Here is a 21,445-nt window from a genome sequence, read left to right as displayed (position 1 = left end):
CATAACTTCTATTGTGCTTAATAAGTTAGGATGTTTTAATTACATTGTGAACTATTGGCCAATAGTTAAAAAATGCTTTGGAGGGATTGGAATGAAAGTTAAGATACTAATAATGATACTAAGTGTAGTTACACTATCCATTTGCTTCTTTTCTGTTCAACAGCTCGCTGCAAGTTACGATACTAGTAAATCCTATAAAATTATTAATCGTTATAGCGGTAAAGCATTAGAAGTGTACAATTGGTCAACAACTAATAATGGAAATATTGTTCAGTATGATGATCTAGAAGGATACAACCAGCAATGGCGTATTGTAGATATTGGTCAAGGCTATCATAAGATTGTGAATCAAAATAGTATTAAAGCAATGGAAGTGTATAATTGGCAAACAACAGACGGGGCAAATATTGCACAATACGCAGATTGGAATGGGTTGAGTCAACAATGGCAAATTAATGATTTGGGTAATGGGTATGTTAGTATTATCAATCGCTTTAGTGGAAAAGCATTAGAAGTATACGAGTGGTCATTATCAAATGGAGCAAATGTCGTTCAATGGGATTTTCACAACGGATTGAATCAACAGTGGCAAATCGTTGAAGTGGAACCAGAAGAAACGATTACCGTAAATGAGACAATCGTTGTTAAAAGTGGACAAACATTTGATGGTGAAGGAAAACGATATGTAGCAAATCCAGACACTTTAGGTGATGGTGGTCAAGCAGAGAATCAAAAGTCTGTATTTTTAATAGAAGATGGAGCAACAATAAAGAATGTTGTATTAGGTCATCCAGCGGCGGATGGTATACACACATATGGTGATGCAGTTATACAAAATGTGGTATGGGAAGATATTGGCGAGGATGCATTAACTGTAAAGGCAAGTGGAAATGTGATAATACGTGGAGGAATGGCTCAACATGGCTATGACAAAATGTTTCAAATTAATGCGCCATCTAATGTTGAAATATATAATTTTACTGCATTAGACGCTGGTAAAATGGTTCGTCAAGTTGGTGGTAGCACATTTCACGTTTCATTAAAAATTGAAGGTTCTGTGATTAAAGAAATGAATGAAGCAATTTTTAGAACAGATAGCACAACAAGTAGTGTCATCATGACAAATACCCGTTATTCAGATGTAGGTAGCAAGTGGTACAATGTTAAAAATGTAACAGAAAATAATAATGTAGCATATTAAAAATACTTGTTGGTATTCTTTCGCTGTTGGAATGAATACCAACAAGTAAAAAATCAAGCAACAATTCGGTCAATAGGTAGAAATGGATAGAATCTTTGTAAGATGTATGCTGCAAATAATAGTACGATTGTCAAAAAGACAAAATATACATCTCTTTTGCTATATTTAAGGATATAATAGTACGTTCTATTTCTGTTATTCGTAAAATGTTTTGCTTCCATAGCAACTGAAATATGATAGGCACGACGTATACTTAGTGCTAAGATTGGGATAGCATAGTGTTTTATTTGTTGATAAAAACCAGGTATACTCCTTTTAAATATCACACCCCTTACCTTCAATGCTTTGCGTAAAGATAAGAATTCTTGAATTATATTTGGTAATAATCGTATTGCAGCCATAAAACTATATGCGATTTTCGGAGGTAATGATAGTTGTTGCATAAGAGAATAAAAGAAATAAACAGGTTTAGTTGTTAATGCAAAAATCATCCCTAAAAGTCCAAAAATAACACTTCTAAATCCTAAATGAATACCTCTGTATAAACCTTCTTCTGTAATATGAACGAAAGCAAATTGAAAAAGTGTTGTTTCTCCTTTACCAAATAACGCCATAGAAACAAACGATGTGAAAAAAATAATTACCATTGGTAGACTTAACAGAAAAAGCAACTTTATTGGATATCCTAATTGAATATAATAGATTAGTGTAAGCAACACGGTGAAATATATCAAAAAGTGTAAGTGATGAATGAATAGGAAGAAAATAAATAAAAATACGAATAATATAAACTTTAATGTAGGATTAACATAATGTAACCATGTTGGATTTTTATAAAATTCGATGTGCATTTTTAATTGTCCTCCAGTTTGCATCCTCTATACCATTTTCAACTATATCTGTTAAGACACCATTCTGTACATACCATATTTTATTGGCATAATGTGTTGTTATATGATAATCATGTGTCACCATAATAATCGTTGTTGCTTCATTTTGAAGTTGTTTTAAATAATCAAGCATAGTGAAAGTGTAATATGCATCTTGGCCAAATGTAGGTTCATCCAGTAGTAGGATTTTAGGCTTTCGAATTGTTGCTGTCGCTACACTTAATCTCTTCATTTGCCCAATCGATAATTGATATGGATGCGCCTCTTTCCAATTATCTAATTCATAGATAGCTAAATGTTCTTCTATCCTATTCATTCGTTCTTTATGATTATTTATATGAGAAATAGAGAACTCTAATTCTTCACACACGTTGTTAGCGACAAATTGCAACTCCGGGTTTTGAAATACATATCCTACATATTTATAGAAATCACGTTTGTCTTTCAGGAAAGGTAAATGTAATCTTCCTTCATATTTTATTAATTTGGCTAACATTTGTAATAAGGTGCTTTTTCCTGCTCCGTTATGTCCAGAGATTGTTATGAAGTCTCCTTCATTTACTTGTGCATGTTCTATTCGTATTGCTTTTGTTTTTTGATAATAACCTGATGCGTGATTGATTTCCATTACACTCTTCATTGGCTGCGTATCTATGCGGATGGGATGGTCATTCCAAATATTTGGATACCATATACCATACTGTTGAAATAATGACTTTTTATGACGTAGCAGTGTATGTGGATTGCCATCTGCAATAATATTCCCGCAGTCGTCTATCATAATCATTCTGTCTACATAGTCTATTACTCTATCGATTTTATGCTCGACAACAATAAGTGTTTTATTTTGAGAAATATTCCATACTGTATCCCATACTTGATTTGTTCCTTCTTGATCAAGCATAGCAGTTGGTTCGTCTAGAAATAGAACATCTGGTTGAAGAGCTAATACACTAGCAATAGCAAGTCTTTGTTTCATACCACCAGATAAATGATCTATCAATGTATGGTTAGAAGGTAAAGTTAAACCAACTAAATCTAAATATTCACGTATGAGCAATTTCATTTTATCTCGATGGATAAGTTGATTTTCTAACACAAAAGCCATTTCTTCATCTACATATGGCATACAAAATTGATGGTCAGGATTTTGAAAAACATATCCTGGTTGTACAGGTAAGATAGCATTATCATATTTACAAGGTACTTCTACAATCTTTGGGATGATTTTCGCTAATATCTTTAATAATGTGGATTTACCAGATCCTGATGGCCCAACTATTAGTACTTTTTCACCTTTTTGAATTGTAAGAGATAAATCTTTAAACAAAAATGATTGTTTATCTGGAAATTTTACACGAAGATTCTCTATTTGAATTGCAATAGAATGCATCATATCACCTTGCTTCTTCTTCTAGTGATTCATAATGTTTAGAATGAATTGGCCTTACATATTTAGTGACGCCTGTTTTTTCTAATGCTTTTACCAAATAGTAAGCAAATATGCCTGTTATTAATACTGCGCCTACTGTACGAATCGCAATTAATAACGTCAGGTTCCACCAAACTAATTCTGTGATATATCCATAATATATATCCAAAACTAGTGATCCAATTGTCGCCCCAATTGCTGCCAGACACATGACAATTAATGTGTAGCTTTTATAACGAAACATCGCAAAAACTAGCTCGCAACCAATTCCTTGAACAAGACCATAAATTAATAGACTAATACCCCATTGTCCACCAAATAGAAATTCACCTTGTGCTGCTGCTAATTCAGCAAGTAAAGCTACACCTGGTTTTCTTATAATAAGAAATGCAACGGTTGCTGCAATAAACCACATGCCATAAATAAATTGATCTAAATGTATACCAAATACAGATAAAGCAGTATACAATGGCCCCCATAGTTTATAAATCACACTAAATACAACTGCTATGACGATTGTAATTAAAATATCTGATAAGGAAAGTTTCTTATTCATCTTCATCGTGATATAGCTCCTTCTTCACTCCATGCTTCTAAACGATAAGCCATCTCCCAAAATCTCAGTTCATAATGACTACTAATAATAAAATGCTCTTTCATCCGCTTTCTATCTTGATTTGTTACATCTTTTGACAAAGTATCCAAACGATTAATTTGTTCTTCTACTTGCTGTTTGAACCATTCACCCCCATATGTTGCGATCCATTTTTGATAAACAGGATGTTCTGGCTTACAATATTTTAACTTTTCGCCAATTTCGTAGTACAACCAATAACACGGTAAGATAACAGCAATAATATCTCCTAGATGACCTTCATATGCGGCACGATACATGTGCGATGTGTATGCATATGCTGTGGGTGAAGGTTGAAATAATTCCACATCACTTTGTGTAATGTCTAATAATTCTGCAAACGTACGATGTAATGCTAATTCAGCCTCATATGTACCCTGTGCATGTTTCGCCATATTACTTGTTGTTTCCAAATCATTTGCCTTTGCAGCTCCAAGTGCCTGTATTTTCGCGAAATGAGATAAATAATATGCGTCTTGTTGAACATAATATTTAAAATTTTCAATTGGTAATGTCCCATCTCCAATTCCTTTCACAAAAGGATGTTGAAAACTCTCCTCCCATATCGGATCAACTACTTTTCTTAATTCTTCAGAAAATTTCATTAGGATACCCTCCATTTTTTAAATGCAAAAAACCACTTCCTTTTACGCAAAGAAAGTGGCTTAAAAAATATATAAAAACTATATATTATTCATATGACCACTTCCCTACGCTGGTACAAACCAGATCAGGTTCTAAGAGTCTTAAAGTCACCTACTTTAATCTCAGTCTTCAAAAGACACCCCTAGTGGATTTTTACATTATTTAATTATTATTTCGAGTTAACTATATCAAAATATACCAACTTGTCAATAGTTTTTTAAGAATACACAGAAATTTGATTTCCTCCATTCTTTTTGGATTGATACATCGCTTTGTCTGCATGGATGGTCAATGATTCTTCACAAATCGCATCGTTCGGATACAGACTAATGCCTATACTTGTAGAAATGAAAAAGTGTTCAAAAAAAGGCATTTCAATTACTTTTCTAATTTGTTCTGAAAAAGTAATCACATCATCTATTGTATTTATATCAGGCATGATGATGACAAATTCATCTCCACCCAATCTACAAAATACTTCATGATTGACACATAAATCACTCACTCTTACAGCGACTTCTAACAATATTTCGTCACCTTTTGTGTGACCAAACGTGTCATTAATTGATTTGAATTGATCTAAATCAAACATAATTAGTGCTAACTTTTTTTGTTCTTCTTTTATTACTTTTAATAACTTGTTTAATTGCTCATTGAAATATAATCTATTGTGTATTTGTGTTAAAGAATCTTTATAGATTAATTCTTGAATTTGATTCTCTTGTGTTTTCTTTTCACTAATATCCATAATTGACCCTATTACTTTTGTCATTTCCCCAAATAGATTAGATTCAGGTTGACCTGTAATAAACATCCAAAGGTAATGACCTTCTACATGTCTCATGCGACATTCGATATCAAATACATCGCCTGTTTCCAAACCATTCCGATAAGATTGATAAAAAATACCTATGTCATCTTTGTGAATCAAATGGACTAATTTGTAAAAACTAATTTCTGCATCTGTATTTGTATATCCTAAAATTTTATGAATGCCACCTGTACTTGTTACTTTATCTGTTGTAAGATCTAATTCCCATATTCCATCATAAATAATAGTAGAAATTAACTCTAATTTATGAGAATATGCTTTTAAATCTTGATCCATTCTTGCTCTTTTGAGTGCAGAAGCAAAAAAATTACCTAATTGATATGTTGTATTTAGTGGCGTGATCATGCTTGTCTCATCATCCACACCGACAAAACCTAAAGTCCCAATTTCTATTTCATCCAGAATGATTGGTATGATTACCATCGTATTCTCATCTTGGAAAATTTCTTTATTCAAAAGTTGTTCTTTGGTAGGGAATTGTTTTTTTTCAATATTAGCAATCCAATCAAATTCTTCTTTACCGATTTGTTCAACATTAAAATAATACATTTTCCAATTGAAATGATTCTCTTCATTTAATAAAATGAATCCTTTTCTATAAGGTGTATGCAATAGCCACTTCATCTCAATTAAATCTTTATATAAATAAGATTGCATAATATTACCTAAATTAAAATTTCTTGAAACTAAATTCGTCAAATAATCAAACGTATCTGAAGGGTCTTTATCTTCCATTGAGAACTCGTTATACTCACATCCACAGCTATGTCTTAAAACTATTTGAGTTGTAATCATAGCTGGAGAGGACTTTTTTCCTTCCATCTCGTTTAATGTGAGTAATGTCGCTTCTTTTCCTATTACGTTAACAGGTAGATTCACTGTTGTAAGCATTGGTTGGGTAAATCTTGTGGCGTATGAATTATCAAAACCAACAACCGCAATTTGTTCAGGAACACGCACATCTCTTTTTTTCAATTCTCTTATAATATTATAAGCAACGAAATCGTTTACACAAATAAGTGCATCATAATGAATATCACTATGTAATATCTGATCTACAATATAACTAGGGCTATTCGTGATAGAATCGAAAAAATAAGGTTCTTTTAATAAGCCCTTTTGATTTAAATAATGTTGGAAGGCATAATACCTTTTTTTGGCGTCAAAAAAGACATAGTCTCCAATATATGCAAAGTTTGTATAGTGATGCTTGATAAGATGTTCAAGCATTGTCTCTATTGCATCTTCATTATCTACATGTACATAATTATCACACTGTAACATTGTATTTATACCTATCACTGGCTTATTTCTTTTCTTTAGTTTATCTATGTATCGTTGATCTACAGCATCCATTAGTACAATCCAACCATCTACAAAATCAATTCCATAAGGTGTTTGATAATTTTCTGCATTTGTGCCAATTACAAGTAACTTTACATTTTGTTCTTTTGCAGTTTCTCGTATACTCTTTAATATTTGACCAAAGTATGCCCCATCTAGCATCGGTGTGAGAAACCCTATTATTCTTTCTGTCATTGGCCCACCTCCACTCAGAATTATTCATAGGTTAATTTTACTATATTTATCAATCAAATACATCAAAAATTTAGTGTTTTTGATAGAAGAGTTTCGCAAAAATTTCTGTATTCATAAAAGAACACTCATTTTATTCAGAATGAGTGTTCTTTAGGTAGTTATAATTCAAATTTTTGAACTAATTGATGTAGTTCAGTAGAAAGTTCGCTTAATTCTTTAATATTTGTCAACATTTGATTCATAGATTGACTAGTCTCTTCAGAAGTAGCACTTGTTTCTTCAATTCCAGCTGCAGATTCCTCAGCTATAGATGCGATTTCTTGAAGCGATGCATTCATTTCCTGACTACTAGAAGTTATTTCTCCTAAATTTAGTGCAATAGTTTGGATATTGTCTACAACTTGATGTACAGAATGATTAATTTGTTCAAATGTTTGACCTGTTTCTTCGATTTGGGCAGTACCTTCTTTCACTTCTTCATATCCACCTACCAAAGAATCAGATACAATAGTCGTTTCTTCTTGAATACTATTAACAATAGATGTAATATCTTTTACTGAGACACCTACTTGTTCAGCTAATTTCCTCACTTCGTCAGCTACAACAGCGAATCCTTTACCATGTTCTCCTGCTCTTGCTGCTTCAATAGTTGCGTTAAGTGCAAGTAAATTCGTTTGATCTGCAATGTCTTTGATAACAGAAATGAGCTTAGTTATTTCATTTGATTTATTGTCTAGTACTTTCATTTTCTTCACAGCATCTGTAACAATTTGATCGATTCTACCCATTTGCTTTATAGAATGTTGCATTAATGTTTTTCCATCTGATATGAGTGTTGCCGCTTGATCCGAAGAGGATTCAATTGATTCAGCACTTTCATTTGTTTTCGTTACCTTCACACTAAATTTTTGCATTTCTTCTGTTAGATCACTTAAGTAATTTGCTTGATTATCTGAACCAGTAGCTAACTCTTCCATTGTTACGGAAACTTGCTCTGCACCTAAATGTACCTCATTAGCGCTACTTGTCAGAATTTCACTTTGTGTGTTAACAACATTCGAAATCGATACAATGCTCTTAATCATTTCTCTTAAATTTTCACGCATCACATTGATGGATGTAATTAATTTCTTAATTTCATCATTTCCTTTATATTCAATGTTTTCAGCATTTAATTGTCCATTTGCAATTTGATTAGAATATGTAACGACTTTATTTAAATTTGTAGTAATATTTTTGCTAATAAATAAAACAGCAAGCAAACTAATTATGATAGAAATAGTTGCAGATATAGCCATTGTAATATATGTCTGACTTTGTGAATCACTAGCATCTTTAACAGATGTAACTCTATTTTCATTAATAATATCCACTAGTACTTCTAATACAACTACTGTTTCTAATTGCATATTATTTAATGTTTGCGCACTTCTCTTTGCTTCAACAAAGTTATTCGCTTCTACTGCTGGTATGATATCATTAGTAAAAATCGTATGAATAGATTCTGTATTTGTTAATACTTGTGTAAATAATTCTTTCTCTTCCTCTTCTTCAAGGCTCTTATGAATCTTTTCAGATAAACTATCAAACTGTTGCTTTCTATCATTGTATTCATCAACAAAAGACTGTGTAGAATAATGAACATAATTAGCAACTCTTAATCCCATTGATTCCGTTAATGTGCTCAATTCGGAGATTTCTAATGCTAGATCACTTTTTGTTTCTAAATTATCAATGTTTTTGCCAATATTCCCTATTAAAGATAACGTATACACCATTGATAACACAAATACTGCAATAACAACAAAGAATGATAAGGCTATCTTTTTACCTATACTAAATTTGTTGAAAACATCCATTTTAGGAATTTTAAAAGGTGTCCTCTTCTTTCTCCACTTATTTCCTATCTTATTTTTTATTTTCATCACACTATCCCCCACGTATGTATCCTTTAGTCATATTATTTGTAGTTCTAATTTCACTCCTTGTATGGTTTTTATATAGATTATTTGTAATCAACTTAATATGACATAGTATAAAATAACTATATATTACATCATAATACATGTACGAACATATTTCAATATTAAAATAGAAAAGATTGTAATAATTGTATGTGTTTTTTCTCATATTCTCAAATTTGTTCGTACATATAAGTTTATCGAAGAATTTGTTGTATTTCATTGCAATCATAGAATGTTTCTGATATGATGAAAATTAACAAAAATTAAAAATGAATTTTATATTACTTCAATAATTTATTGAAGTGAGTATAGAGGTGCAATGACCATTAGTACATAGTTTGAAGAGATGTGTCTTATGAAAACTATCGAAAGGGGGATTTGCCGAAGTATGAATATACCGCATCATATATTCATACTGGTCCTACATTAAATAAATGTGGGGCTGTCATATAGACAAATCAATCTATATGGAGGGCTATCTCACGCATCTGTCTAAATACTATTTACATGTGATGCCACAATGAGATCTCTCATTGTGGTATTTTTTATTTAAATGAGTAAAGTCCTTTTGACGAAAATGCAAACAACAACATATTTCGAGAGGTGAAAATAATGAATTTTGGACGTCTTATTACAGCGATGGTGACACCATTTAATGAAACAGGTCAAATTGATTATGAAAAAACAGAAAAATTAGTAGAATATTTATTAGCTAATGGTACGGAAGCAATTGTGGTCAATGGAACAACAGGCGAATCTCCTACTCTGACACATGAAGAAAAACTTCAACTTATACAATACGTCGTTAAAGTTGTCAATAAACGTGTTCCAATTATAGCTGGAACGGGTTCTAACAACACATACGCTTCGTTAGAATTAACAAAACAAGTCGAATCATTCGGTGTGGATGCTATTATGTTAGTATGTCCGTATTATAACAAGCCATCTCAAAGAGGGATTTATGAGCATTTCAAAACAATTGCTGAAGCAACTAAGTTACCTATTATGCTCTACAATATTCCGGGCAGAACTGGTGTAAACATGCTTCCCGAAACGATTATTGAATTAGCAAAAATAAACAATATTGTCTGTGTAAAAGAAGCAAGTGGTAATCTAGATGCAATGACTAAGATTATTAGAGAAACTCCAAGTAATTTTTCTCTATATAGTGGAGATGACAGTCTTACATTACCTATATTAGCTATAGGTGGTGCAGGCGTAGTTTCTGTAGCAAGTCATATTATAGGAAAAGAAATGCAACAAATGATATTCCAATTTTTATCTGGAAATGTAGTAGACGCTGCCTATCAACATCAAGACTTACTTCCATTGATGCAATCATTATTTATTGCACCAAATCCTACACCAGTAAAAGCTGCATTAAATTATGTAGGAATAGATACAGGTTCAGTAAGATTACCTTTAGTACCATTAACAGAAACAGAAGAAAAAGTCTTAAAAGAAGAGTTATACAAAGTGAAACAAACATATAATGTCGGGTAAAAATAAAAGTGGAAGTGCCCGTATAGAAACGTAGCGACTGGAATAAACCAACTGAGTTAAAGGAATCACGATGAGCTTGCGAATCGATGATGACTTATACTCACCAGTACAAGTGCGACTAAACCTCATGTATTCACATTCGGTAAGTCTTCTATGCCGTAGGGCGGTTAATGAAGTCGCCTAGTTTCTGGGCACTAAAAAAAGAAGGTTGACATGTTTATATGTCAACCTTCCACTATTTTTATAAGGAATAAACGTTATATTTTTTTCATTTTAAAAACTAATTTTTCTATCACATGCGCAAGTAATAGTGTGCGTGGTATAAAAGAATCTAATTCTAAATATTCATCTTCTCTATGCGCATTACCACCAACAGGACCTAAGCCGTCTACAGTAGGAATACCTAATGCCGCTGGAAAAGAAGCATCTGAACCTCCACCCGTTTCTGTGTCTATAATGGATAGTTGTAAATCGTCTCCTACCTTTTTAATAATGCGTAACAGTCTTTCTGTTTGGTCTGTTTTTTCCATCGGAGGCCTATTTATTTCACCATCAATCACAATTTTTGTACCATCCACTTCTGAGTGTGATGAAATTTGTTTAATTTGCCTTTCAATTACTTTTCCTTGTTCTTGGTTTTTAAACCTTACATCTATTTCTGCTTGTGCATGATCTGAAATCGTATTAACAGATGTGCCACCTTCTATTAACCCTACATTTACATGTATACCTGCTTCTTCATCTGTTAATTCATGTAATTGGATGATTTTGTGTGCTAATTCTTCAATTGCACTTCTTCCACGTTCTGGCTCTATCCCAGAATGTGCAGCTTTTCCAATCACCTCTAAAGTGAAGTGCCCCTTTCCTCTTCGCGCAGAAACGATTGCACCATTTTTGCGTGCTGGCTCCATAACTAACACAAATTTTTTTGTAATTGCAGTTTCTTCAATTATAGCTCTAGAAGTAAGTGAGCCAACTTCTTCATCACTTGTCAGTAAAATTTCAACTTCATGAAATGCATCGCTATTGCATTCTTTTAATGCTTTCATCGCATAATACACAGACACCAAGCTTGATTTCATGTCAATTACACCAGGCCCATAAGCACGTTTCTTATCATCATCGATTCGAAACGGTCTATTTGCTGCTGTACCTTTTTCGAAGACTGTATCCATATGTGCTATAATTAATATACTTGGACTCGCTTTAGCTGTGCGTGAGTGGAATTTTAAGTGGTCTCCATACAATTCATTTTTATATCTATTTATTTGTAGACCTAGTTTAGTAAAATGAGTTGTCATTATGTCTCCAATTTGGTTTACACCATCTCTATCATTGGAGCAACTATCAATATTGACTAATTTTTCTAGTAATTGTAACATATTATTCTTTTGTTGTTTCAAATACTCGTTCATCGCTAGTTCCCTTGCTTTCTATGCATAATAAGAAAATCATACTATATTTTATGTTAGAAAGCTATATAAATTGATAATATGGATGTATTAATTAAGAATAGGAAAGGTGTTTTTTTATGAAGATAATCGTTGATGCAGATGCTTGTCCAGTTGTTGATCATACGATAGCAGTAGCAAAATTATATGAAATAAAAGTTCTATTAGTCAAAAGTTATAGTCATTTCTCACTAGTTGAATATCCAGATCATGTAGAAGTCAGTTATGTAGATCCAGGCCATGATGCTGCTGATTACAAAATTGTAGGTTTGTCTAGCGCAAATGATATCATTGTTACCCAAGATTATGGATTAGCTGCACTAGCATTAGAAAAAGGTTGTCAAGTCATTCATCATGTAGGTTTTATTTATTCGAAAGACAAAATAGACCAAATGTTAGAAGATAGACACTTTAGTGCACAAGCAAGAAAAGCAGGTTTACGCACTAAAGGGCCTAAAAAATTAAAAGCAGAACAAAAAGAACATTTTGCGAAGAATCTACGCAAGTTATGTGAAGCGAGTAAACAAGACTAGTCTTCTTGGACAATCTCAGCAATTTTACTTAATTGCCATCTCTCGGCAGTTTCTTTTGCTATATCATATACTTTTCCTTCTCTTAGTAATTGTCCATTATAAGTTGATTGTACTAACATTTTTACTTTAACCAATTTAGTCACCTCTAATATAAGTATGTAACCATTCCACACATGTATGTTTCCACAAATATGTGTGTGCATGATCTTCTGCCAACCCTAACCCATGCTTACCATCTTGAAATACGTGCAGGTTGCAAGGTATTTGATGTTTATATAAGGCCTCAGCATAATATAAACTATTTAACATAGATACAGAAGCATCATTTGCTGTTGTCCAAATAAATGCGGGAGGGGTTTTTCTAGATACTTGTAACTCCGCGGAATACTTTCTTATTATATTTTCATCTGGATTTCTTCCGATTAAGTTCTCTCTACTTCCTTTATGCGTTATTTCGCCCATAGATATAACTGGGTAGCATAGAATTTGAAAATCGGGCCTTGAGGAGAAATGTAGAATTGGATTATCTGATTTAGAATCTCCTTCATCAAAGATATTGCTAATCATAGCAGCTAAGTGTCCTCCAGCCGAAAACCCTAGTACTCCTATTTTACTTGGAGAAATTCCCCATTCGTTTAAATAGTATCTTACAGTTCTAATCGCTGTTTGTCCATCATTAATCACTTCTTGTTTGTGAATGGGAGCTACTGAGTACCTTAATAGTACTGCGTGATAACCATTATCATTTAACCATTTAGCTACAGGAAGCCCTTCATGATATGCCCGATGATGATAACCGCCGCCTGGAATGACAATTACTAATGGAGCATTTATGTCATCTTTAACCAATAATGGAGTAATACTTGGACACGCTTCATGTAAGGAATCATTTTCCCAATTGATTTCATCCTTTGTCACTATTCTCATACACATCCATTCCTCCATCAAAAAAAAATTACGATAATTGGGTATTTACCCTTACAGATAGGTAACTAGCGCATAGGCTACTATCAGGTAACAGTGAAACATATGCTTGAAAGGAGAATTCAATTGCTACCAAATACTAATCAACAACATTATTATAATCCACCATTTGAAAATCATGATCAACGTTTTTTCGGACCAATTGGACCATTAGGAGCAGGATTGTTAGGGTTTGGGTTAGGATTTTTAGGTGGTGAATTAGTTGATGGACCACCTCGTCCACCGTATCCATACTATGGACCATATCCACCGTATTATGGGCCTTATCCACCGTATTACGGGCCAGGGCCAAAACCATTTTATCCACCTCGCCCACCATTCGGTCCAGGTTTCGGGCCATATTAAAATTATTCCTCTATCTTACTTTGTAGATAACTCAAGATTCCCATATAACTTTTTGTATATGGGAATCTTGTTCTAACTCAGTAGAAACAAACAATTAAAAAAGGTGCATACTTAAGTATCGTTCACCGGTATCTGGAGCAATACAAACCACTTTTTTCCCTTGACCAAGTTTTTTTGCGATTTGTATAGAAGCGAAAACTGCCGCACCTGCTGAAGGTCCAGCAAAAATTCCTTCCTCTTTTGCTAGTTTTTTAAATGTGTCAATTGCTTCATCGTCACTTACTTGGATAATTTCATCATAAATAGATGTATTTAATATTTCAGGAACAAACCCAGGACTTGTGCCAACTAGTTTGTGTTTACCTGGCACACCTCCTGATAAAACAGGTGAGCCTTTAGGTTCTACAACTGCGATGTGTAAATGAGGTAATTTTTCTTTAAGGGTTTCTCCGGTACCTGTAATCGTACCACCAGTGCCAGCTGTTGCGACAAACCCGTCTAATTCACCGTTTGTTTGCTCGATAATTTCTAATGCAGTAGTCGTTCGATGAATATCTGGATTTGCACTATTTTCAAACTGTTGTGGCATATAACTATTCGGTATTTCTTTAACCAATTCTTTCGCTTTTTTAATCGCACCAGGCATTTTTTCATTACTAGGTGTTAGTACTACTTTTGCACCATATGCTTTCAAAATATTAATGCGTTCTTGGGTCATGTTATCAGGCATCACCAATATTGCGTTATACCCTTTTGCGGCTGCATTCATTGCTAAACCAATACCTGTGTTTCCACTAGTTGGTTCAATAATCGTAGCACCTTTTTTCAATATACCGCTCTTCTCCGCTTCTACAATCATATTATATGCAGCTCGATCTTTTACACTTTTTGATGGATTGAACATTTCCAATTTCACATAAACTTCTGCTGCGTTTGCAGGTACGATTTTATTTAATTTAACGAGCGGTGTGTTTCCGATTAATTCCGTCATATTTTGATATACTTTCATTCCATTCACCTTCCTTGCTTCTTTATCATATCAATTAATCTTCTATAAATCCAAGTAAGACGATCAATTTTTTGTAATTATTTTTATTTCCTTTCGTATAAATTACCTTAAAGGAATAAATACGTATGAATCTTACAAAAAATAAAGAAGAAGTAGGAATAAAATCCTTCTTCTTCTCTTTTTAAATCAATAGTTGAAATAATTGTTCATCTTTATTGATTTCAATATATGTGAACCCTTTTTTCTCCATACGGTTAATTAGTTTAGGATAATCTTCGGAATGTTGTAATTCTACACCGACTAGAACAGGGCCTTTATCACGGTTATTTTTTTTTGTATATTCAAACCTAGTGATATCGTCATTCTCACCTAATACTTCATCCATAAATTCTCTAAGTGCTCCTGCACGTTGAGGGAAGTTCACAATAAAATAATGTTTATATCCTTCATATATTAATGATCGCTCTTTAAATTCTTGCATACGATCAATATCATTATTTCCCCCACTGATAATACATACAATATTTTTTCCTTTAATCTGGTCTTTGTAGAAATCCAATGCGGAAATGGACAAAGCACCAGCAGGTTCTGCTACAATTGCATTTTCATTATATAAATCAAGAAGGGTTGTACATAATTTACCTTCAGGCACTGTAACAATATCATCAATAAATTGCTTGGCTATGTCGAAGGAAATATTCCCAACTTGTTTTACACTTGCACCATCAACAAATTTGTCTATTTTATCTAATTTGACTACATTACCTTGTTTGAGTGCTTCTTTCATTGACGCTGCACCTTCAGGCTCTACACCGATAATTTTAGTATCTGGACTAATACTATTAATATAAGAACCTACGCCGGAAATCAATCCGCCTCCACCAACTGCCATAAAGACATGAGAAATTTGTTCTTCCATTGCATCGAGTATTTCTAAGCCAACAGTTCCTTGTCCTGTAATTGTTCGTGTATCATTAAAAGGGTGAATAAATGAAGCATTATGTTCATTGCAATATATCATTGCTTGATCATAGGAATCATCGTATGTATCACCAACTAAACGAATTTCTACAAAAGGTCCACCGAAGAATTCTACTCTGTTCACTTTCTGTCTTGGTGTCGTACTTGGCATAAAAATCACACCTTTTACACCTAATGCTTTACATGAATATGCAACTCCTTGCGCGTGATTACCTGCACTCGCACATACAACGCCATTAGCAAGTTCTTCTTTCGTAAGTCCTTGCATTAAATTATACGCCCCTCTAATTTTAAACGAACGCACAACTTGTAAATCTTCTCTTTTTAAATAGACATTACATTCATACTTTTCAGATAATATTGGATCTAATTGTAACGGTGTTTTCACAACGACATCTTTCAATACTTGATTTGCTATAATAATATCTCTTACTTGGATTGGATTAACTTTTGTACTCATTATAACGAACCCTTCCTACTTCAATTGTTAGATTAATACTAGCATAAACTTATAAATTAGAAAATATTTTTTACTTTGTTTCATTCTAAAATAAGAGAATATCCGAACTACAATGACACGAATAGTAGTTCGGATAAAATATAATTCCTATATTTACCTTTAAAAAGTGGCTTGGAGATTTGGAACAACTTGTTTCTTCCTTGAAACAACACCTTTTAATAAAGCTGTCTTGTTTTCAAGCGTCACATTAAATGCTTGAGCTACTTTCTCTTCTGCTTCACCTATTGCTAATACAACAGAATCATTGTTTAATATGTCAGTAATGACGAACACAAATAATTCTAGTCCTTTGTCTGAAACTGTTTTTTCAATGGCTTTTTCGATATCACTACGTAAAGAAAGTACATCATTTATATCAACAGTATTTACTTGAGCTATCTCTACTTTATATCCATTCATATCAAATTCTTTCGCATCCAGTGTAATTAATTGTTGCGGAGTTTTATCACTTAAGTCTGCTCCTGCTTTTAACATGTTGAGTCCATATTGGTCAACGTCTATCTCTGCAATAGATGCAAGTTCTTTTGCTGCTTGTACATCTTGTTCTGTACATGTTGGTGATTTGAATAATAATGAATCAGAAATAATTGCAGAAACCATCAAACCAGCGATTTCTTTTGTTATTGTTACATTATTTTCTTTAAATAGTTTTAATAGAATCGTTGCAGTACAACCAACTGGTTCCGCTCGATAATAAACAGGGTCTTTAGTTTCGAAATTTGCAATACGGTGATGATCGATTACTTCTAATACTTGTACCAGATCGATATCACTTGCGCTTTGTTGTTTTTCATTGTGATCTACAAGTATAACTTGGTCAACTTCATCAGCTACATTTTCAACCATACGTGGTGCATCAACTTTGAAATAGTCTAAAGCATATTGAGTCTCATTATTTACTTCACCTAAACGAACTGCCTCTGCATCGATACCTAATGCTTTTTTTAACTCAGCATATGCGATAGCAGAACAGATTGTATCTGTATCAGGATTTTTGTGTCCAAAAACTAAAATTTGTCCCATTATGAATTACTCCTTTTTATTTAGTATTTTCTGCTTTATTATACAAGATTTCACTAAAAAGAAAAATAGATTACTTTATTTGTCCGTTTCCAAATAATAAATACTTAGTTGACGTTAATGCTTCTAGTCCCATTGGTCCTCTTGCATGTAATTTTTGAGTACTTATTCCGATTTCAGCACCAAAGCCAAATTCGAAGCCATCTGTAAATCTTGTAGAAGCATTATGATACACAGCAGCAGCATCGACACCATTCATAAATGATAAAACATTCTCATTATTTTCAGAGATAATGGATTCTGAATGATTTGTCCCGTATTTGTTGATATGATCAATTGCTTCATCAACAGAATCTACAATTTTCATAGCGACAATATTGTCTAAGTATTCTGTTTCGTAATCTTTGTCTGTTGCCAAAATAACAGAGTCATCTACAGCTTTTACTATTTCATCCCCATGAATTAAGACATTCGCTTCTTTTAAATTGGTTACTAACTCTCTTAAATGATTAGTAGCCCAATTTTTATTTACTAGAATTGTCTCGATAGCATTACAAACAGATGGTCGTTGCGTTTTTGCATTAATCGCTATTTCAATTGCCATCTCTTTATTTCCTGTTTCATCAATATATAAATGACAATTCCCTGCTCCAGTCTCCAAAACTGGTACGGATGAATTTGCAACTACTGTATCAATTAAATTTTTACCGCCTCTAGGAATAAGCACATCTAGATATGCATTTAACTTAAACATTTCCGCTGCTGTTTGACGACTTGTATCTTCCACTAGTTGAACGGCGTCAGCAGGTAACTCAGATTTATTTAATGCTTGATGAATGACTTCAACAAGAGCTGTATTAGAATGAATAGCAGAAGAACTTCCCCTTAATAAAACGGCGTTACCTGTTTTTAAACATAAGCTTGCTGCATCAATTGTCACATTTGGTCTCGCCTCATAAATCATTCCAACAACACCAATTGGTACTCGTGTTTTTTTAATTTTCAATCCATTTGGTCTTGTCCACTCTTCTAATACATCTCCAATTGGATCATCTAATTTTGTTAATTGTACAAGTGCATCTGCCATATCATCAATTCGTTCACTATTTAAAATTAATCGATCAATTAAAGACTCATGTATTCCATTCTTTCTTGCCTTATCAATGTCTCGTGTATTTTCTTTCATGATAAAATCTTTTTGATGACATAATTCATCTGATAACAATAATAATGCATCATTTTTTTGAGTTGTTGTCTTTGTTGCAAGCAAAGTAGTAGTATTTTTGACTAATTGTGCTTTGTTTAATAAATCACTCATAATTATATGCCTCCTTCATAGATATCACTAATTTATCACGATGGATTACTTCAGGTTTCTTGCTATCTGTTTGTTCCATCAATAATTTACTTGACTCACCTTTTAATTTTGTTAAATCCTCTGAAGAATAATTCACTTGTCCTTTTGCAATTACGCTATTCCCATATACTATTTCTACGACATCTCCACAAACGAAAGTACCTTTAATTTCATCAATTCCTGCTGGTAAAAGGCTTTTCCCTTGATACATTAATGCCTCGAATGCACCTTTATCTACAAAGATTTGTCCTGAAATATTAGAATGAAAGGCAATCCATTGTTTATGCTTATGGAAACTATTTGAATTTTGGTTTCCAATATATGTTCCGTCACCTTTTTCGTGCATAATATCAATTAATTTATTCTCACCGCTACCAGATCCAACAAATACACGTACACCTAGGGAGAGTGCCATGTTTGCTGCTAGTAATTTGGATTTCATTCCACCCGTTCCAAATTTCGAGCCTGATTCATGCTTTGTTTGATTTAATATCTCATCTGTTAAGACATCTAATTTATGATATTTTATTGCTGTCGGATCTTTCTTTGGATTTTTATTATATAATCCATTGATGTCTGTTAACATGATCAGAAAGTCAGCGTGTACCAACCCACTAACTAATGCAGATAGCATATCATTATCTCCAAAAGTTAATTCATCAATTGCAACAGTATCATTCTCATTGATGATAGGAATAATGTCTCTTTTTAATAATTCCGTTAATGTTGCATACACATTGCTATATTGCACTTCATTTGTGAAAACATCTTTTGTAAGTAATAATTGAGCTGCAACCATTCCATATTTTCTAAATGCGTCTGTATATGCTTGAATGAGTAATCCTTGTCCTACAGCTGCTGCTGCTTGTTTTCCTGCGACAGTAACTGGTCTTGACGGATATCCCAAATCGTAAAAACCTGCAGAGACTGCACCTGATGAAATTAAAATCACTTCATAATTCAGTTTTTTTAATGCAGCGATAGCACTAGTATGTTCATTAAGCTTCAATAAATCAAGTCCGCCTTGTTTATTTGTTAATGAACTACTTCCAATTTTCACAACGATTCGCTGTTTTGCCATTCTACCCACGCCTTTACAATATTTCCGTAATAATGAATACATCCAATCTTTTAACTCATCTCATGTAAACATTGCCTATGCTATCTAAATATTCAGATAAGTTCTGCTTTTTGTTACCCCATGGATAAATTACATTTAACATTCTTAAATGAAACGTATGAATAGAAAAAACCCTCTCCATCCTATTAAAAGGACGAAAAGAGTTCCGCGGTACCACCTTGTATTGATAATGCATTCATTATCCACTTTACTCTTTAACGCAGAGTTACGGTTAAGTATTAGTTAACAGCTCATAGAGTAGGTTCATTAATATAGCGGGTGACAAAACCTTTCAGCCTCGGATTTTGCTCTCTAACACCATCTATTAATTACTATTTCTATTCAACGCTTGGATGTTATTCGATACAGTTATTATACTTGATATTGGTAAGCTACTCAAGCTTTAATTACTTACTTTTACTATCCATCCAAATGGATCTTCTACTTTTCCGTATTGAATTCCAGTTAGGGTATCATATAATTTATGAGATAACTCCCCTGTCTCTCCATTATTGATATAAATCTTTTTCTCGCCCCATGCTAATTCTCCAATAGGAGAAATTACAGCAGCAGTACCTGAACCGAATGCTTCTTCTAACTTACCACTTTCATACGCATTATATATTTCCTGCATTGAAATTTTTCTTTCAACAACTGGAATATCCCAATGTTTTAACATTTCGATGACAGAGTTACGTGTCACACCTTCAAGAATACTTCCATTTAATTGAGGTGTAATGACTTTACCATCAATCTTGAAGAAAACATTCATACTTCCTACTTCTTCAATATATTTCTTTTCTAAGCCATCAAGCCATAACACTTGTGCATAGCCTTCTTTCGCTACTACTTCTTGTGCTTTTAAACTTGAAGCATAATTACCTGCAGTTTTCGCTTCTCCAGTCCCACCTTTTACAGCTCGAACATAGTTGTTTTCAACAGCAATTTTAACTGGATTAATTCCTGATTCATAATATGCACCAACAGGGGACAAAATAACAATAAACTGATATGTAGCGGATGGATTTACACCTAAATAAGGTTCTGTTGCAATAATAAACGGACGGATATATAAGGATGTCCCTTCAGCTGCAGGTATCCAATCGCTATCGATTTTTACTAAATGCTTTATTGCTTTAATAGCAAATTCTTCATCTATAGGAGGTATACATATACGGTCATTCGAACGATTCAATCGTTCCATATTCTTATTAGGACGGAATAACTGAATTTCGTTATCTTTCGTTCGATATGCTTTTAGCCCTTCAAAAACCGTTTGACCATAATGAAATATCATTGCAGCAGGATCTAATGCAACTGGTTGATATGGTATGATTCGAGCATTATGCCAACCTTTCTCCATGTTGTAATCTTGTATGAACATATGATCAGTAAAATATTTACCAAATTTCAGTTCATCTGAAGCTGGTTTAGATTTAGGATTTTCATTTTTAATTACTGTGATTGTATATTCTGACATTATTA

The 21,445-nt window shown here is 33.2% G+C and carries 19 protein-coding genes, 1 pseudogene, 2 riboswitches and 1 other annotated feature; of the genes and pseudogenes, 5 read left to right on the top strand and 15 right to left on the bottom strand.

The features are described 5' to 3' along the window. Positions 1–91: 91 nt before the first annotated feature. Positions 92–607: pseudogene (locus ACFOZ1_RS07160) on the top strand (RICIN domain-containing protein); the annotation flags it as partial. After that, entirely contained in the window at positions 593–1,201 is a 609-nt protein-coding gene (locus tag ACFOZ1_RS07155) for a pectate lyase (protein ID WP_390198108.1), read from the top strand. The pseudogene ACFOZ1_RS07160 and the gene ACFOZ1_RS07155, both read left to right, overlap by 15 nt. A 53-nt stretch (positions 1,202–1,254) precedes the next feature. Here ACFOZ1_RS07155 and ACFOZ1_RS07150 read toward each other — a convergent pair whose 3' ends face one another. The 6 genes from ACFOZ1_RS07150 to ACFOZ1_RS07125 form a co-directional block, all read right to left on the bottom strand. Next, positions 1,255–2,052 (bottom strand): energy-coupling factor transporter transmembrane component T family protein, encoded by a 798-nt coding sequence (locus ACFOZ1_RS07150; RefSeq protein ID WP_390197644.1) that lies wholly within the window; start codon positions 2,050–2,052, stop codon positions 1,255–1,257. Further along, a complete protein-coding gene (locus ACFOZ1_RS07145; protein ID WP_390197642.1) occupies positions 2,033–3,487 on the bottom strand; it encodes an ABC transporter ATP-binding protein in 1,455 nt (484 codons plus the stop codon). The genes ACFOZ1_RS07150 and ACFOZ1_RS07145 overlap by 20 nt, the downstream gene beginning before the upstream one ends. 1 nt (position 3,488) lies before the next feature. Continuing rightward, positions 3,489–4,079: an ECF transporter S component gene (locus tag ACFOZ1_RS07140; RefSeq protein WP_390198105.1), complete on the bottom strand. Its 591-nt coding sequence runs from the start codon at positions 4,077–4,079 to the stop codon at positions 3,489–3,491. 2 nt (positions 4,080–4,081) lie between these two features. Further along, positions 4,082–4,762 (bottom strand): thiaminase II, encoded by a 681-nt coding sequence (tenA, locus tag ACFOZ1_RS07135; RefSeq protein WP_390197639.1) that lies wholly within the window; start codon positions 4,760–4,762, stop codon positions 4,082–4,084. Positions 4,763–4,847: 85 nt separating this feature from the next. Continuing rightward, positions 4,848–4,956, bottom strand: a riboswitch (TPP riboswitch). Positions 4,957–5,019: 63 nt separating this feature from the next. Next, positions 5,020–7,173, bottom strand: a complete 2,154-nt coding sequence (locus ACFOZ1_RS07130) for a diguanylate cyclase domain-containing protein (protein WP_390197636.1) — start codon at positions 7,171–7,173, stop codon at positions 5,020–5,022. Between the two features lie 158 nt (positions 7,174–7,331). Continuing rightward, positions 7,332–9,098, bottom strand: coding sequence for a methyl-accepting chemotaxis protein (locus tag ACFOZ1_RS07125; protein ID WP_390197633.1), 1,767 nt, complete (start codon positions 9,096–9,098; stop codon positions 7,332–7,334). A 340-nt stretch (positions 9,099–9,438) separates the two neighbouring features. After that, a riboswitch (Lysine riboswitch) is annotated at positions 9,439–9,623 on the top strand. A gap of 126 nt (positions 9,624–9,749) precedes the next feature. Here ACFOZ1_RS07125 and dapA point away from each other — a divergent pair. Continuing rightward, entirely contained in the window at positions 9,750–10,640 is an 891-nt protein-coding gene (gene dapA / locus ACFOZ1_RS07120; protein ID WP_390197631.1) for a 4-hydroxy-tetrahydrodipicolinate synthase, read from the top strand. Positions 10,641–10,897: 257 nt separating this feature from the next. Here dapA and ACFOZ1_RS07115 read toward each other — a convergent pair whose 3' ends face one another. Next, entirely contained in the window at positions 10,898–12,055 is a 1,158-nt protein-coding gene (locus ACFOZ1_RS07115; RefSeq protein WP_390197628.1) for a M20 family metallopeptidase, read from the bottom strand. A 116-nt stretch (positions 12,056–12,171) separates the two neighbouring features. Between ACFOZ1_RS07115 and ACFOZ1_RS07110 the strand changes: the two genes are divergently transcribed. Continuing rightward, positions 12,172–12,624, top strand: coding sequence for a YaiI/YqxD family protein (locus ACFOZ1_RS07110; RefSeq protein ID WP_390197625.1), 453 nt, complete (start codon positions 12,172–12,174; stop codon positions 12,622–12,624). Here ACFOZ1_RS07110 and ACFOZ1_RS07105 read toward each other — a convergent pair. Together ACFOZ1_RS07105 and ACFOZ1_RS07100 are read right to left on the bottom strand one after the other, a co-directional pair. Next, positions 12,621–12,758, bottom strand: coding sequence for a hypothetical protein (locus tag ACFOZ1_RS07105; protein ID WP_390197622.1), 138 nt, complete (start codon positions 12,756–12,758; stop codon positions 12,621–12,623). The two genes, ACFOZ1_RS07110 and ACFOZ1_RS07105, sit on opposite strands and share 4 nt — an antisense overlap. Before the next feature lies 1 nt (position 12,759). Next, the gene (locus ACFOZ1_RS07100; protein ID WP_390197619.1) at positions 12,760–13,551 is read right to left on the bottom strand and encodes an alpha/beta hydrolase; all 792 of its coding nucleotides are present in this window, start codon (positions 13,549–13,551) and stop codon (positions 12,760–12,762) included. 123 nt (positions 13,552–13,674) lie between these two features. Between ACFOZ1_RS07100 and ACFOZ1_RS07095 the strand changes: the two genes are divergently transcribed. Beyond that, the gene (locus tag ACFOZ1_RS07095; protein ID WP_390197617.1) at positions 13,675–13,953 is read left to right on the top strand and encodes a hypothetical protein; all 279 of its coding nucleotides are present in this window, start codon (positions 13,675–13,677) and stop codon (positions 13,951–13,953) included. A gap of 94 nt (positions 13,954–14,047) precedes the next feature. Here the strand turns inward: ACFOZ1_RS07095 and cysK are convergent, their stop codons facing one another. The 6 genes from cysK to ACFOZ1_RS07065 all read right to left on the bottom strand — a co-directional run bounded on the left by cysK (position 14,048) and on the right by ACFOZ1_RS07065 (position 21,440). Then, positions 14,048–14,962, bottom strand: coding sequence for a cysteine synthase A (cysK, locus tag ACFOZ1_RS07090; RefSeq protein WP_390197614.1), 915 nt, complete (start codon positions 14,960–14,962; stop codon positions 14,048–14,050). 181 nt (positions 14,963–15,143) lie between these two features. Next, the gene (ilvA, locus tag ACFOZ1_RS07085; RefSeq protein ID WP_390197612.1) at positions 15,144–16,403 is read right to left on the bottom strand and encodes a threonine ammonia-lyase IlvA; all 1,260 of its coding nucleotides are present in this window, start codon (positions 16,401–16,403) and stop codon (positions 15,144–15,146) included. Between the two features lie 159 nt (positions 16,404–16,562). Beyond that, positions 16,563–17,486 carry a manganese-dependent inorganic pyrophosphatase gene (locus tag ACFOZ1_RS07080; protein WP_390197609.1) on the bottom strand — a complete coding sequence of 308 codons (924 nt, stop codon included), beginning with the start codon at positions 17,484–17,486 and terminating at the stop codon, positions 16,563–16,565. A gap of 70 nt (positions 17,487–17,556) precedes the next feature. Then, positions 17,557–18,801: a glutamate-5-semialdehyde dehydrogenase gene (locus ACFOZ1_RS07075; protein ID WP_390197606.1), complete on the bottom strand. Its 1,245-nt coding sequence runs from the start codon at positions 18,799–18,801 to the stop codon at positions 17,557–17,559. Next, positions 18,794–19,921 (bottom strand): glutamate 5-kinase, encoded by a 1,128-nt coding sequence (gene proB, locus ACFOZ1_RS07070; RefSeq protein WP_390197603.1) that lies wholly within the window; start codon positions 19,919–19,921, stop codon positions 18,794–18,796. Before proB ends, ACFOZ1_RS07075 begins: the two co-directional genes overlap by 8 nt. Positions 19,922–20,107: 186 nt before the next feature. Next, positions 20,108–20,315 (bottom strand) — a binding site (T-box leader). A 48-nt stretch (positions 20,316–20,363) separates the two neighbouring features. Continuing rightward, positions 20,364–21,440, bottom strand: coding sequence for a branched-chain amino acid aminotransferase (locus ACFOZ1_RS07065; RefSeq protein WP_390197601.1), 1,077 nt, complete (start codon positions 21,438–21,440; stop codon positions 20,364–20,366). Between the last annotated feature and the right edge of the window lie 5 nt (positions 21,441–21,445).

The sequence above is a fragment of the Gracilibacillus marinus genome, from assembly GCF_042651725.1.
Lineage (GTDB): Bacteria > Bacillota > Bacilli > Bacillales > Amphibacillaceae > Gracilibacillus > Gracilibacillus marinus.
This window is presented reverse-complemented; position numbering and strand designations above follow the sequence as displayed.

What these genes read in the sequence shown, in the direction of transcription:
- ACFOZ1_RS07110 (WP_390197625.1), top strand. Translation starts at nt 12,172, where the DNA reads ATGAAGATAATCGTTGATGCAGATGCTTGTCCAGTTGTTGATCATACG.
- ACFOZ1_RS07145 (WP_390197642.1), bottom strand. Translation starts at nt 3,487, where the DNA reads ATGATGCATTCTATTGCAATTCAAATAGAGAATCTTCGTGTAAAATTT.
- ilvA (WP_390197612.1), bottom strand. Translation starts at nt 16,403, where the DNA reads ATGAGTACAAAAGTTAATCCAATCCAAGTAAGAGATATTATTATAGCA.
- ACFOZ1_RS07075 (WP_390197606.1), bottom strand. Translation starts at nt 18,801, where the DNA reads ATGAGTGATTTATTAAACAAAGCACAATTAGTCAAAAATACTACTACT.
- ACFOZ1_RS07115 (WP_390197628.1), bottom strand. Translation starts at nt 12,055, where the DNA reads ATGAACGAGTATTTGAAACAACAAAAGAATAATATGTTACAATTACTA.
- ACFOZ1_RS07150 (WP_390197644.1), bottom strand. Translation starts at nt 2,052, where the DNA reads ATGCACATCGAATTTTATAAAAATCCAACATGGTTACATTATGTTAAT.
- ACFOZ1_RS07080 (WP_390197609.1), bottom strand. Translation starts at nt 17,486, where the DNA reads ATGGGACAAATTTTAGTTTTTGGACACAAAAATCCTGATACAGATACA.
- cysK (WP_390197614.1), bottom strand. Translation starts at nt 14,962, where the DNA reads ATGAAAGTATATCAAAATATGACGGAATTAATCGGAAACACACCGCTC.
- ACFOZ1_RS07065 (WP_390197601.1), bottom strand. Translation starts at nt 21,440, where the DNA reads ATGTCAGAATATACAATCACAGTAATTAAAAATGAAAATCCTAAATCT.
- proB (WP_390197603.1), bottom strand. Translation starts at nt 19,921, where the DNA reads ATGGCAAAACAGCGAATCGTTGTGAAAATTGGAAGTAGTTCATTAACA.
- ACFOZ1_RS07125 (WP_390197633.1), bottom strand. Translation starts at nt 9,098, where the DNA reads ATGAAAATAAAAAATAAGATAGGAAATAAGTGGAGAAAGAAGAGGACA.
- tenA (WP_390197639.1), bottom strand. Translation starts at nt 4,762, where the DNA reads ATGAAATTTTCTGAAGAATTAAGAAAAGTAGTTGATCCGATATGGGAG.
- ACFOZ1_RS07100 (WP_390197619.1), bottom strand. Translation starts at nt 13,551, where the DNA reads ATGAGAATAGTGACAAAGGATGAAATCAATTGGGAAAATGATTCCTTA.
- dapA (WP_390197631.1), top strand. Translation starts at nt 9,750, where the DNA reads ATGAATTTTGGACGTCTTATTACAGCGATGGTGACACCATTTAATGAA.
- ACFOZ1_RS07140 (WP_390198105.1), bottom strand. Translation starts at nt 4,079, where the DNA reads ATGAATAAGAAACTTTCCTTATCAGATATTTTAATTACAATCGTCATA.
- ACFOZ1_RS07130 (WP_390197636.1), bottom strand. Translation starts at nt 7,173, where the DNA reads ATGACAGAAAGAATAATAGGGTTTCTCACACCGATGCTAGATGGGGCA.